Origin of the sequence: Psychromonas ossibalaenae ATCC BAA-1528, from assembly GCF_000381745.1 — a bacterium.
GTDB lineage: Bacteria > Pseudomonadota > Gammaproteobacteria > Enterobacterales > Psychromonadaceae > Psychromonas > Psychromonas ossibalaenae.
In genome coordinates this window covers 154644-167966 of record NZ_KB906968.1, presented here as the reverse complement: position 1 = coordinate 167966, position 13323 = coordinate 154644, and the positions used below count along the sequence as shown (strand labels likewise).

Below are 13323 nucleotides of genomic sequence, written 5' to 3'. Positions count from 1 at the left end.
GCTGATTATGTTTGATTATGAAACGTTAAAAATAGTGTGGTGGTTATTAATTGGTGTTTTACTGATTGGTTTTGTTATCACCGATGGTTTTGATATGGGCGTGGGGGCATTGATCCCGGTTATTGGTAAAACCGATGACGAACGCCGTATTATGATAAATAGTATTGCCCCGCACTGGGATGGTAATCAGGTTTGGTTAATTACCGGTGCCGGTGCGATTTTTGCCGCCTGGCCTGCGGTTTATGCCACGGCATTCTCCGGGTTTTATGTGGCAATGATGCTGACGCTGTTTGCTCTATTTTTCCGTCCGGTCGGTTTTGACTACCGCAGTAAAATTGAAGATTCGCGCTGGAGAAACAGCTGGGACTGGGCTATTTTTGCCGGCGGTGTTGTGCCTCCGATTGTCTTTGGTGTTGCCTTTGGTAATTTACTGCAGGGTGTGCCTTTTATACTGGATGACTTTTTACGTTCCCAGTATCAAGGTGGATTCTTTGACCTACTAAATCCGTTTGCATTATTAGTAGGAGTGTTCTGCTTAACTTTATTTGTTTTACAGGGCTCAACCTGGCTGCAGATGAAAACTGACGGGGCACTGCGTCAGCGCGCACGTTTAGTATCAATGATCTGTGCGCCGCTTGCGGTAGTTTTATTTGCGTTAGCAGGTGTGTGGATTGCTAATGGTATTGATGGTTATGTGATCACTTCTATTGGAGATCTCAACGGACCAGCTAACCCATTATTAAAAACAGCTGAAGTTCAGTCTGGTGCATGGTTAGCGAATTATGATAAATACCCGTTAACCATGATTGCGCCGGCACTGGGGCTGTTATTCCCGCTGTTAACCTGGATTGCGAGTAAATATAACCGCAGCGGTTTTGCATTTTTCTGCAGCAGTATTACCCAAGTCGGGGTGTTATTGACCTGTGCATTTAGTATGTTCCCGTTTATTTTACCGTCAAGCATTGATCCTAACTTCAGCTTTACTGTATGGGATGCTGTTTCAAGTGAAAAAACACTTAATATTATGACCATAGCGGCTACTGTATTTTTACCGATTATTTTGTCTTATACCACGTGGTGTTACATGAAAATGTTTGGCCGTTTAGGTAAAGAATTTATGGCGAAATATAAACATTCAGCTTATTAATTAAAACTTATTCAGGAGAGTTCTATGTGGTATTTTGCGTGGATATTAGGCATTTTATTAGCTTGTTCATTTGGTATTATCAATGGTTTGTGGTACGAGCAGATCGAAGCAAATGAAAAAGAAGCTCAACAAGAAGAAAATGGTGAAAATTAATCAAGCACTTGATTTCATTCATAAACCTTTTCAGTATTCGCCGGCACGCTGGGTTTCTACCCTGCTGGCGATGCTGTTAAGCCTTCTGCTGCTGTTTAACCCGGATCATATAGCTGACAGTACTGCCGCATTAGCGAATGGGTACTTAAGTATTCTGATGATGGCGTTAACTGCTGGTTTTGTGCATGGGTTAGGATTTGAGCCTCGGTTGTGGTTGTGGCGGATTATTTTTTCTCCTTACCTTTCCTGGCCGGTTCTGTTCTTTTTCGCCGCCAGAATGTTTGTATAAAGGCGTTTAGCGGGTTAGCTTAAAATAATAATGCCGAACAGTGAATGATTCACCGCTCGGCATTAATTCTTTCTGGATCCTGCATTTTTATAGATTAATCAGATAAGTAATACTCAACAGTTGAAACTACGCGAACGCGTTTAATATGCGGGTTGTTTTTGTCTCTGGCCGCGATACTAAACTGTCCCTGCGAGGCTCTTTTGATTTTTCCCAGTGAGCTTTGGGAATCCTCGGCAAACTTTTTAGCAACCTCTCTAGCTTTGGTGGTGGCTTCTTCAATCATTTCCGGCTTTACTTCATTGAGACGGGTAAATAGATATTCAGTTTGTGACTGATAGTTATTGCCTGTAAAAACAATCCCATGCTTGCCTAGTTCAGAAAGCGAACTCATCACATGACGTACAACATCTATATTTGCCGAATAAACGGTAACTGTCTGTAATGCTGAGTAGCGAAACTCTGCCTGGTTATTACTGCCGTACTGCTGGGCTGATTTATCGGTAATGGCCGGTGATACCAGGGTGATCTCTTCTTCTGAAATTCCATTTTTATTTAGATACTTGAATATCATTTCTGACTGCAGATCAACATCATGATATAAATCAGTGAGGCTGTTATCTGCCAGGCTAAATGTTATCGGCCATATGACGATATCGGCTTTGTACTCTTTTTCAGACAGGCCTTTTACTGTCACGCTCCTGTCGTACAGCTTATATTGTATAGCCGCACTGGATAGAAAGTAGCCTAGAGCCGCTAAACCGAGAAATATAAACAGTCCTAAAAGTCCTGCTCCTGTTTTGTTATTTTCCTGCACTGGGTTCTCCAAATAAATTCGTTAAAAATTGAAAAAGAAAAAGCGACCAAGTGAAGCAGCTTTTACTGGGTACTTTCCATGTTTAGGTTGTCCATTAGAGCCTTAATATAGCATTGATCTTTATGACCTATATTCGTAATGATCACGATTTTTAAGGGCGCTAAGCTTATTGCTAGACTCTGCAAAAACACATGTCACTGTAATTTTATTTCATAATTAAGTGATCTGTGTCTCGATTTTTCTGCGTTAAACCAGTGTTTCGCAGTTGGTTAGTGTCTTTGATGTAATTTTGTTTCAGTTATTGTTTGCGTAAAAGTGTGATCTAGGTTACATTTGTTGCGTCAAATGTTGACAGTAATTAAAAATTATAAGAGGAATTTATTATGGATATTCATTTTTTATCAGCAGTTCAAAATTTTTTAGCGTACAGCAAAAGCGAGCGTATCAATAAAGCTAATAAGCGTAAGTTTACTTTTTCTTTCTTTAGAAAATAATGGAGACTAGACTGGTTAGAGAAAACCAGATTTCAAAAATTAATACAACAGCGGAGGAGACTTTTTATACTATATAAAGAGTAAACCTCTGCGCTTTTTTATCTATCCTCAAAGCTTGTTAAAAAATAATCCCCTTCATCTAAGCCACGAAAACTCATGCTTCTTTTTTAGATGTGCATGAAGTAGGCATCAATTTTTACACCATATCCTATTTTATTCTCGGATCGTCAAACATGGCATTTAACTGATTGAGTCTGTTTCCTAACGCATCAATATCAGTAATATGGATTTTTCCTCGTTCAATTGATATCTCGTGGACTTTCTCAATAGTTTTTAGTACTTCATTAATTCTAGGTCTAGAAAGACCGGTCACGGCGCACAATTGTTCCTGTGTGATATTAATGGATGTATTAACACCTTTTACAGCGTGTTTCTTTTGAGCTAAGGCAAGCAGAGTATATACAATACGTATCTCTTTATCGTGAAGTGCGGTGAGTGGAGCCTGCAGGGATCTCGGCTGCATTTGAACCATGCAGTAATACAAGAACTTAAAAACTTCATTATTGTTTTCTGCAAGTTGAGCTATTTTCTGCTTGGGGAATAAAAGGTATTTTACTGGCTCAAGCTCAACCGTGAGCAGGAATACATCTGCATTATTTCCTAATGAATTTGCTCCAACCCAGTCATTAACACCCAATACAAAACCTAAAGTGTTATTCATGTTTTCAGACAGGAAAGAAATAGTAGCAAGACCACTTGTTATATAATAGATGCCGGGTAAAGCTTGTTTTTTCTGTGTATCCGTCAGTCCGCTGCCGCGTTGAGCAATATCAAGCAGCTGCTGCTTTAAATCGTTTGAGATTGTGCATGGCCAGTGGATTGTTTCAATACTAGAGTCAGTCATTTCAGGCCTGTTATTTAATTAAGATACTATGAAATATAGTGCACTCGTTTCCATAGTAAAACTTTGCATCAAATAAATACAACCATCCCATATTCCTATTTCTGCGTTGTTTATGATAAGCCATGCAAAGCGGTGCTGAGTGGGTTCTCTCTCTTCCCCAATGCCATATCGGTAGGAAGTGTTCTTTAAAGAACAGAGTTCATTTTTTAAACAGGTAATATTGTTCGTGTTTGAAAGGCTGCTTAAGTGAATAAGCTTAAGCTGCACAGCTAAGTTTTTAAAATAAAGGTCCGTCAGCATGGGAAAAATATACAACATCTCTTTACTGCCTAACCAGCAGGCAATCAGCTCAGTCGCTAATTTGTCGCATGAGTTTGAACAAGCGCATGTCAATTTGAATAATTCGTTATTTAAATTAAAGCAGACCATTAGTGAGTCTGGCTTTATGGAAGATCAGGATTATAGAGACTGGTTTTATACACACGGCTGTGATTACTCAGCGAATCCCAAATTGTTTGCTCAAGCGCCGTTAAATTTTACCTGTGCTTATTTAAGTGAAATATTCAAACGTTATAAAATTGAACAAATCAGCTCAGATTCATCAACAACGGCTATTAAACGGGCTTTATTACGTTTAGATACTTTTAGAATTGATTCATAAAGAATAGGGTGTCAGACTTTTTTTACTTCGGCAGTTGATATCGTATTTAATTCTTTGTTTAAATTAGAAGTACACCGCCTGAATTAATTTTTGTTTGTAGGTTTTCGCCGGTAGAGTTTGGTATAGCTTTCAATGCTTCTATTTCGCCCTGACGGCGAGTTACTTTTTCTCAACAGCAAGAAAAAGTAACCAAAAAGTGCCGTTCCGAAACGTTTTTTATTCTTGTCTGCTCAATAACTTTTTAACGCACCGGCTTGGACAGCACATCCATGTGCTGAACCAAGCCTAATGAAATCATCCATGATTTCCTTTGCTAAAGTCATTTCCCTACCAAGAAAAACGTACGGAAATTTTCGTAGCCGTATTGGTTTTGTTTTAATAAAAAATAAATTTTTTTAGACCTGAAAAGTGGATACCCCGGCTTTTATTTAATATAAAAACTGTTAATCTGTTGTAACTTCATATGGTTGTAAGGTTCTCATGACTGAAATTAAACACGCAAATAAATACCAAGATTGGCAACCAAAGTACAATTGGGAAACATGTAAAACTAACCGAAAAGAGTACGGTAAGTTTTTGTGTTCATTTTTAACGAATGCTGAAGATGGCCTTGTTGTAAATATGAATGGTTCCTGGGGAACTGGAAAAACGGAGTTGCTAAGGCGTTTGTATGTTGAACTTGCTGAACAAGATCATCCTGTTGTTTATATAGATGCTTGGGAAAGTGACTTTTCTAAAGAAGCATTATCAGTGGTCAGCAGTGAATTTCTAAACCAGTTAGAACATATATTTTCTCCGATACATTGTGATGCTAAAAGTGAGTTATTTGAAAAAGCTAAGAATAAAATAGATGAACTAAAACTTTCTTTTGGCACTTGCATGAAGTTGGCCAAAGCTGGTTCTGTGCTTACTGGCAAACCTGAAATTGTTCCCCTTATTTCTGCTGCAGAGACTGTGGTGAGCGTACTCCCCAATAAATCGGAACCATCAAATGCAGAGAATATTAAGCTGGTTGATAGGGTAGGAAAGATACATCATGCTCGAATCCAAGCAATGAGGGATATAAAAGATAAAATATCATTTTTAGCTGATTTGATGGGACAAATATACGGCTTGAAAATACCGGTTGTTGTTTTAGTTGATGAACTTGATCGCTGTAGACCGACTTATGCAATTGAAATGCTTGAAGTGATTAAACATTTCTTTGAAACTAAAGGGTGCGTATTTTTGGTTGCAACTGATACAGAAGCATTACAATCTTCGATCAAAGCGGTATATGGACATGAATTTAAAGCAGACGCTTACCTGAGACGCTTTTTTGATAGAAAAATTGCTTTACCTGACATATCTCCCTTGGATTACTTAAATACTAAGAAATTAGATTTCGATAAATATTTAGAGCAAGGGATTTTGTTATACCCATTTTCAAAGAATCAAAGTTATAACATTGCAGTCATGGCTGAATTATTTTTTAATAATGGGATGGAGTTACGAGATATTGAGCAGGCATTACAAAAGTTTTTTGCAAGTTTAGATTATGTCGCTTTATCTAGAGGAGAAGAAACACACGTTATTAATAGCGTGGTATTGATAACAGGGATTGTTGAAAATCAATGTAATATGGAGTGTTTTTTAGAGCGTAAAACGGATATGTTTGTTCCACATGAAAATAGATCTTATAGAGCTATTGAGGATAGCCTCCCCATAAATGAGCTTGTTAATACCCAACTTGAGCTTGCTAGTACTACTACGGCGAATGAAGTACACACAGGTAACTCTATGACGCGTGGGAGAGATAAAATCTGCTTAAATATTCAGAAGTATAGTTATCAAACAGATTTTTGGAGATATAACCTACCTGATTTCAATTTAAGTAATCAAATAACCGAACAAATCAATCACTACGTTACTGAAGATATTAAATATTGGCTATGGGATGACTATAAAAACATCACTGAACTGTCAGGATATATTGAATAAAAGTTGCTTCAGATATTCTAACATGAATGGTATTGCCTTCTTTAATTTGCGAAAAACCAATTCGGCTACGTATTCCCATCCATTTTTCTTGTGGTGGACGAACGCTTTAGCAAGTGAAACCAGGATGGTTTCACTAAGCTTGGCATGCACATGGATGTGCATTCCGAGCTGGTGCGTTAAAAGTGTTTGGGTATTACAAGATACAAAAAATGGTTAGGGCAGCCTTTCTTTTGGTTACTTTTCTTTGGCTGTCAAAGAAAAGTAACACGCCGTTAATGGCGGAAGAACAACGAAAAGATGAAACCAACCGCCTACAAGCGAAGGCCAGCAAACAAGCCAAATATTTTCACTAAACTATCTATGCATTCCCACGCGGAGCGTGGAAAGAAAATAAAGCTACAGTAAAGACATTCTGGAGTTTAATCTATTGGAAGGTGGCCGACCTTAACCAGAATAATTGTTTCTTCTTCTACAAATGGGTGGTGCTCACTTAAATGTGGACTGCGGATCCAGCTGTGTTTCGGATAGATTCCGTGTTCATCTTTAAATGTGCCGGACAAAACTAAAATCTCCTCGCCTCCGAAGTGACTATGTGGCTGGAAAACCTTTCCGGCCGGCCATTTGACCAAGGCAGTATGCTGCCCTGCAAAATCATGTAAAGGCATCACCTGCAGGCATCCAATGCCCGGCTGCCAGCTGCTGGTATTGGTATTAATAGTTACCTGCTGTTTATCATCCGATTCAAACTGATTAAGTTTAACCAGTATCGTACAGCCCTGTTGGCTAAAAGGCTGGTGAGAACTGCCCGGCGGATTACGCAGGTAAGTCCCTTTTTCGTAATCACCATTTTCATCAGAAAAAGTACCTTCTAATACAAATATTTCTTCGCCCAGAGGGTGACTATGGCTGCTGAAATAAGAGCCTGGCTGATACTGCACTATGCTGGTGATATGACCATTTTCATCAGTGGCTCTAGCAAGTGGTCTTCGCCGTACACCCGGCATGGGTGAGTCTATCCAGGGCATCTGCTCAGAGTTGATTACTACCCGTTTAGAAAAGTCTACATTTAAACCTGCCATTGCTCCTCCGTTCTATTTGCTAAACCCTAAGCTCTATATCACCGCACTTTCTTTGCCGAGCTTAATAAATTTATTTATATAAGGAATAGATTTATCTTGTTTTTTAATCATCGCATATAAGGTTTTATAAATACCTTGTTCACCCAAGCGTAATTTTTTTACGTTGTACTGTTCGCTTAAATTATCGGCAAGCCATTCAGGCAGAACACAGACACCACGCTGATATTCAACCATCTGCAGCATAATTGCTAAGGATTCAATCTGCTTATGTCCCTTCGGCTGCACCTTTGCAGGCCATAAAAACTGCTGATAAATATCCAGACGCGGCTTCTCGATGGGAAAAGTAAACAGTACCTCGCTTTGCAGCTGCTCGGCGAAAACATTGCTTTGTTTTGCTAGTGTATGCTTATTTGAAATGACCAGAACCTGCTCATAATCAAACAAAGCATGATGCTCCAGCAGCTTGTGTTCAATGGTGTCCGGTGTAACCAGTAAATCCACATGATGATTTATCAGCCCCTCAATGCCGGAGAAATGAAACTGTCTGATGATATCAATGTCGATATTCGGCTGTTCCTGTAAAGATTGAGCAACAACCTGGGTCAGCCATTCATTACAAGGAAAACATTCGATACCGATACGCAATAAACCCTCTACACCTTCACCCATTGCTTTTAAAGCCTGCTCCGTCTGCGCTAACGCGGGCATCACTTTTTTTGCTGTTTTGAGCAGCAGCTCTCCGGCAGGTGTTAAACGTAAACGCCGCCCGCAGCGCTGCCATAACTTAACATTGAGCTTTTTTTCTAAATGACGAATCTGATGAGACAAGGCTGACTGCGTTAAACACAGTGAATCTGCCGCTTGAGTTAATGTGCCTTTTTCATGCAGGGCAATCATTATTTTAAGATGGGACGGCTCTATCATTATGAATAAACCTCATGAATTGCGTGTAAATCATCATTATTTTTCATAATAAATACTACGCATAATAACTTTCAACTTCAACAGCAAGCAAAAGAGAGAGAAAAAATGGCACAATTACATCACTTAGGTTTCCCGCGTATTGGTAATAAACGCCAGTTAAAATTTGCTCAAGAAAAATTCTGGTCTGGAGAAATAACAGAAACACAACTGCAGGAAAGTGCTGCTGAGTTACGCCGAAATAATTGGCTTGAACAGCAGGAGTTATCTTTAAACCTGCACACAGTAGGTGATTTTTCACTGTACGATCAAGTGCTTGATACTAGTTTTTTAGTAGGCAATATTCCAGCTAGGGCGAAACAAAGCAGTGATGATAATTCACTGGATAACTACTTTCGTGTAGCCCGCGGGCGCTCTCAGAAAAAAAACTGCTGTTCTGCGGTTCATAACCATGAAGGTGAAACGCAGGCGGGGGAGATGACCAAATGGTTTAATACCAATTATCATTACATCGTGCCGGAATTTGATGCGCAGACTACTTTTACTCTACATGCTGATAACCTAATTAAGCAGATAGAAGAGCTTAAGTTGATCAACAAAAATGTTAAGCCTGTGATTATCGGTCCGGTCACCTATTTATGGCTGGGTAAAGAAAAAGATCAAAGCAGTAAATTAGATCTGCTCCCGGCTTTATTAGAAACCTATACGCAGCTTTTAGTTTTATTAGAAGAAAAAGGTATTGAATGGCTGCAGATTGATGAGCCTGTTTTAGTGCTGGAAATAGACAAGCAGTGGCAGGATGCTCTGCAGAGAGCTTATCAGAAACTCAGCCGGTCAAGCATTAAACTGTTATTAACCACTTACTTCGGTGAGCTGAAAGATAATCTGAAACTAGCCTGTGAACTGCCGGTTGCCGGGCTGCATCTTGATGCGGTTAATGCGCCTCATGAAGTTGAATCTGCAGTTAACTATTTGAGTGAAAATAAGGTTTTATCACTAGGTGTTATTAACGGCTGTAATATCTGGAAAACAGATCTTAATGCTGCATTAGAGTGGTTAACACCGATTCATAACAAACTGCTGCAGCGCTTATGGATTGCGCCAAGTTCATCGTTATTACATGTGCCGGTGGATCTTAACAGCGAGCAGAAGCTCGGCCCTGAGATTAAATCATGGTTAGCATTTGCCGCTCAAAAACTTCAGGAATTAAATATTCTAGGTATCGCCTTAAATCAAGGTGTTGAAGCTGTAAACAGCGAGCTTGAGGAAAACAGATTAGCACTGCAGAGTCGTTTTAACAGCGCTCGAGTTAACAACTATGAGGTGCAGTCGCGAGTTGAAAATATCAGCGCATCTCTAGGTGAACGTAAACAGGCTTTCCCGCAGCGCGCCGCTGTTCAGCAGTCCTATTTAAACCTGCCGAGCTACCCGACGACCACTATCGGCTCATTCCCGCAAACCAGTGATATTCGCGAAACGCGTAAAGCCAGACGTTTAGGTGAAATCAGCGAAGTACAGTACAAAAACAGTATGAAAAAGTCGATTGAGTTTTGTATCGATCAGCAGCATAGCATCGGGCTTGATGTTTTAGTGCATGGTGAAGCTGAGCGTAATGATATGGTGGAATATTTCGGCGAGCTGCTGGATGGGTTTGCTTTCACACAATTCGGCTGGGTGCAGTCCTACGGCTCCCGCTGCGTAAAACCGCCGCTTTTATTCGGTGATGTTTCTCGTCCGCAGGCGATGACCGTCGAATGGACTGAATACGCGCAGTCATTGACTGAAAAACAGGTAAAAGGCATGTTAACCGGGCCGGTGACTATTTTAAACTGGTCATTTGTACGTGATGACCAGGCGCTGCAGACAACTTGTAATCAGATTGCATTAGCGGTTCGCGATGAAGTATTAGATCTGGAAAAAGCCGGGATCAGTATTATTCAAATCGATGAAGCGGCCCTGCGTGAAAAGCTGCCGCTGCACCGCAGTAAATGGTCTGAGTATCTTGACTGGGCAATCCAGGCATTTCGAATTACTGCAAATGGTGTTGAGGATAAAACACAAATTCATACACATATGTGTTACTCCGAATTCAACGATATTATTGCCGCTATTGCAGCCATGGATGCCGATGTTATTACTATTGAAACATCACGCTCTGATATGCAGCTGCTGGATGTATTTGAAGAGTTTAACTATCCCAATGCAATTGGTCCGGGGGTTTATGATATCCACTCTCCCAACACACCGAATATTGAGCAGATGGTGCAGTTAATAGAAAAAGCAGGGCGGCGTATTCCGGCGGAGCTGTTGTGGGTTAATCCAGACTGCGGCTTGAAAACAAGGCAGTGGCATGAAGTGCAGCCGGCACTTAAAAATATGGTCAAGGCGGCTCAGCAGCTGCGTGCCGGCTAGACTTACGGTAATAAAAAAGGAGCGTTGAATGCGCTCCTTTCAATAATACCGGCCTGTATTATTTGTTCCAGGGATTACTTGGGTCGTATGGTGGTTCTTCGGTGCTGCGGGTAGACTCTTTTGTAGTCTGCGGCCCATTATCAGTGGTTTTGTAGGTCCGTAACCGAGAAGCTCTATCTATCTGTAAGACAACATCTCCAGTAATCTCCATCGGCTCACCTGCCTGCTGATCCTCAGAAATAAAGCGGTTTCGGGGGGCAATGGACAATTGTTTGTCATCCGGAGTCGGGAAATTTTTATACTGATACAGATAAAAGTTTTCTACTTTCTCTTTTGCCCACTCATTATTACGCAGAAATTTAACCGTCGACTTCATACCCGTATGAAATTGAAAACGATTAATCTCTAGTGATTCACTTAATAATTCCCAGCCGTAATGTTCTGAAATCTCAGTCAGTAACACATCCAGTTTTAGGCCGTATAGGGGGTTATTGTTTTTTTTATCTGTCATTCTAATTCCTGAAAGCTGGGTATCGGCAAGAAAATACAGCCTAAGCTCAAGATTGTCTCGGCGTTTGTATTCATTTGCTAAGCTGGCGCACAAAAAAATGCCCTGGTTATGCATTCTAATAAGCATCTAACCAGGGCCGTTTTGTTACTTTACCTTAATTTATGCAGCCTGTTGCGCTTCTTTCTGGCTGGCAAGGTATTCATCTAAAGTGCCCTGGAAGTTAACCATCTTTTTATCTTTGATATCTATGATACGTGTCGCTAAAGATGAAACAAATTCGCGGTCATGGCTGACAACAATTAACGTACCTTCGAATTCTTTAAGGGCATTATTGAGCGCTTCAATCGCTTCCATATCCATGTGGTTAGTTGGTTCGTCCATAACCAATACGTTAATATCGGACATCATTAACTTACCGAATAACAAACGGTTTTTCTCACCACCAGAACAGTTACGCGCTTTTTTGTTGGCATCATCATCTGTAAACAACAGACGTCCTAACATGCCGCGCACCATTAAGTCGTTATGACAAGGTCGACGCCACTGTGACATCCACTCCATCAGTGTTAAATCATTCTCAAAAAGAATACCACTGTCTTGAGGGCAGTAACCGATAGAGGCGTTTTCAGACCATTTTACGACACCTTCATTGTGCTGCAGGTCGTTGACCAGACAGCGCAGCAGAGTCGTTTTGCCGACGCCGTTTTCTCCGATAATAGCCAGTTTTGCGCCGGCTTCTAGAATCATTTCACCGTCTGAAAATAATGTTTCGCCGTCAAAACCATGGCCGATATTTTCCAGCACTAATGCCTGGCGGTGCATTTTTTTACCGGGTGCAAAGCTCAATGACGGCGTAATACGGCTTGATGATTTCACGTCATCGAGTTTAATTTTGTCCATTTTTTTAGCGCGGGAGCTGGCTTGCTTTGCTTTAGAAGCATTAGCACCAAAACGGTTTACGAAGTCCTGCAGTTCTTCGATTTCAGCACTTTTCTTAGCATTGCCGGATAACAGCTGTTCACGTAATAAAGCAGACTGCTCTAAGAAGTATTCGTAGTTACCCGGGTAAATGCGCAGCTCACCGTAATCAATGTCAGCCATATGTGTGCACACAGCGTTTAGGAAATGTCGATCATGGGAAATGATGATCATGGTGCATTTACGTTTGTTTAACTCACCTTCCAGCCAGCTGATGGTATGGATATCCAGGTTATTGGTCGGCTCATCAAGTAATAATATTTCCGGGTTTGCAAACAATGCCTGCGCAAGTAAAACACGCAGTTTCCAGCCTGGTGCAACCTGCTGCATTAAACCGTAGTGGAATGATTCTTCAATACCGGCTTCAAGCAGGATTTCACCTGCACGGCTTTCGGCGCTGTAACCATCCATTTCGGCAAACTGACTTTCCAGGTCACCAACACGCATGCCGTCTTCTTCAGTCATATCCGCTTTTGCGTAAATACTGTCTCTTTCCTGTTTCACTTCCCACAGGGCGGTATCGCCCATGATCACCGTATCAATCACGCTGTATTGTTCGAATGCAAACTGATCCTGGCTTAGAGTACCGACTTTGAATCCCGGAGTGATAGAGATATTACCGGAGGTCGGCAGCAGTGCGCCGCTTAGGATTTTCATAAAAGTAGATTTACCGCAGCCGTTTGCGCCGATCAAACCGTAGCGGTTGCCGTTACCAAATTTAGCCGAGATATTTTCAAATAATGGCTCTGGGCCAAACTGCATCGTGATGTTCGAGGTAGAGATCAAAAGAAGGTTTCCTAGGTTTTGCTAACGGCTATTTACCAACCGCTAGTTACTAACGGAAAGAGTGATGACCAACAAGCTTCAAAATGAAATGTGCGTTAAGTCACAATTATAAGGTCGCGCAGTATACAGTAAGAAAAGCTGGATACCCATCTAATCTGCACTTTTGCAGTGATTATTTTTTAATCACCGCTGTG

Annotated in this window: 12 protein-coding genes; 6 read left to right on the top strand and 6 right to left on the bottom strand. The window is 40.8% G+C overall.

The features are described from left to right. Positions 1-7 precede the first annotated feature (7 nt). From cydB to G327_RS0101900, 3 genes are read left to right on the top strand one after another with little or no spacing between them, the layout of a single operon-like run. Entirely contained in the window at positions 8-1147 is a 1140-nt protein-coding gene (cydB, locus tag G327_RS0101910; RefSeq protein ID WP_019613070.1) for a cytochrome d ubiquinol oxidase subunit II, read from the top strand. A gap of 24 nt (positions 1148-1171) precedes the next feature. Continuing rightward, a complete protein-coding gene (cydX, locus tag G327_RS0101905; RefSeq protein ID WP_019613069.1) occupies positions 1172-1300 on the top strand; it encodes a cytochrome bd-I oxidase subunit CydX in 129 nt (42 codons plus the stop codon). Next, positions 1287-1589 (top strand): cyd operon YbgE family protein, encoded by a 303-nt coding sequence (locus G327_RS0101900; protein ID WP_019613068.1) that lies wholly within the window; start codon positions 1287-1289, stop codon positions 1587-1589. Before cydX ends, G327_RS0101900 begins: the two co-directional genes overlap by 14 nt. 94 nt (positions 1590-1683) lie before the next feature. On the opposite strand, the gene G327_RS0101895 is transcribed toward G327_RS0101900, so the two are convergent. Both G327_RS0101895 and G327_RS0101885 read right to left on the bottom strand, forming a co-directional pair. Next, on the bottom strand, positions 1684-2403 hold the full coding sequence (locus G327_RS0101895; RefSeq protein ID WP_019613067.1) for an SIMPL domain-containing protein: 720 nt from the start codon (positions 2401-2403) through the stop codon (positions 1684-1686). A gap of 702 nt (positions 2404-3105) precedes the next feature. After that, positions 3106-3801, bottom strand: a complete 696-nt coding sequence (locus G327_RS0101885) for a Crp/Fnr family transcriptional regulator (RefSeq protein ID WP_019613065.1) — start codon at positions 3799-3801, stop codon at positions 3106-3108. A 298-nt stretch (positions 3802-4099) separates the two neighbouring features. Here G327_RS0101885 and G327_RS0101875 point away from each other — a divergent pair, with 298 nt between their 5' ends. Beyond that, positions 4100-4462 (top strand): hypothetical protein, encoded by a 363-nt coding sequence (locus G327_RS0101875; protein WP_019613063.1) that lies wholly within the window; start codon positions 4100-4102, stop codon positions 4460-4462. Positions 4463-4942: 480 nt separating this feature from the next. Then, complete coding sequence (locus tag G327_RS0101870; protein ID WP_019613062.1) at positions 4943-6442, top strand: KAP family P-loop NTPase fold protein; 1500 nt, start codon at positions 4943-4945, stop codon at positions 6440-6442. A gap of 419 nt (positions 6443-6861) precedes the next feature. Here G327_RS0101870 and G327_RS0101855 read toward each other — a convergent pair whose 3' ends face one another. Continuing rightward, on the bottom strand, positions 6862-7521 hold the full coding sequence (locus G327_RS0101855) for a cupin domain-containing protein (protein WP_019613060.1): 660 nt from the start codon (positions 7519-7521) through the stop codon (positions 6862-6864). A 33-nt stretch (positions 7522-7554) separates the two neighbouring features. After that, on the bottom strand, positions 7555-8445 hold the full coding sequence (locus tag G327_RS0101850) for a LysR family transcriptional regulator (RefSeq protein WP_019613059.1): 891 nt from the start codon (positions 8443-8445) through the stop codon (positions 7555-7557). 105 nt (positions 8446-8550) lie between these two features. Between G327_RS0101850 and metE the strand changes: the two genes are divergently transcribed. After that, on the top strand, positions 8551-10854 hold the full coding sequence (gene metE, locus G327_RS0101845; protein WP_019613058.1) for a 5-methyltetrahydropteroyltriglutamate--homocysteine S-methyltransferase: 2304 nt from the start codon (positions 8551-8553) through the stop codon (positions 10852-10854). A gap of 58 nt (positions 10855-10912) precedes the next feature. Here the strand turns inward: metE and G327_RS0101840 are convergent, their stop codons facing one another. Continuing rightward, positions 10913-11365, bottom strand: a complete 453-nt coding sequence (locus G327_RS0101840) for a VF530 family protein (RefSeq protein ID WP_019613057.1) — start codon at positions 11363-11365, stop codon at positions 10913-10915. A gap of 159 nt (positions 11366-11524) precedes the next feature. Next, the gene (locus tag G327_RS0101835; RefSeq protein WP_026339136.1) at positions 11525-13129 is read right to left on the bottom strand and encodes an ABC-F family ATPase; all 1605 of its coding nucleotides are present in this window, start codon (positions 13127-13129) and stop codon (positions 11525-11527) included. Positions 13130-13323 lie beyond the last annotated feature (194 nt).

Coding starts and splice junctions, on each gene's coding strand:
- G327_RS0101840 (WP_019613057.1), bottom strand. CDS start 11,365: ATGACAGATAAAAAAAACAATAACCCCCTATACGGCCTAAAACTGGAT.
- G327_RS0101870 (WP_019613062.1), top strand. CDS start 4,943: ATGACTGAAATTAAACACGCAAATAAATACCAAGATTGGCAACCAAAG.
- cydB (WP_019613070.1), top strand. CDS start 8: ATGTTTGATTATGAAACGTTAAAAATAGTGTGGTGGTTATTAATTGGT.
- G327_RS0101850 (WP_019613059.1), bottom strand. CDS start 8,445: ATGATAGAGCCGTCCCATCTTAAAATAATGATTGCCCTGCATGAAAAA.
- G327_RS0101900 (WP_019613068.1), top strand. CDS start 1,287: ATGGTGAAAATTAATCAAGCACTTGATTTCATTCATAAACCTTTTCAG.
- G327_RS0101875 (WP_019613063.1), top strand. CDS start 4,100: ATGGGAAAAATATACAACATCTCTTTACTGCCTAACCAGCAGGCAATC.
- G327_RS0101855 (WP_019613060.1), bottom strand. CDS start 7,521: ATGGCAGGTTTAAATGTAGACTTTTCTAAACGGGTAGTAATCAACTCT.
- G327_RS0101885 (WP_019613065.1), bottom strand. CDS start 3,801: ATGACTGACTCTAGTATTGAAACAATCCACTGGCCATGCACAATCTCA.
- cydX (WP_019613069.1), top strand. CDS start 1,172: ATGTGGTATTTTGCGTGGATATTAGGCATTTTATTAGCTTGTTCATTT.
- metE (WP_019613058.1), top strand. CDS start 8,551: ATGGCACAATTACATCACTTAGGTTTCCCGCGTATTGGTAATAAACGC.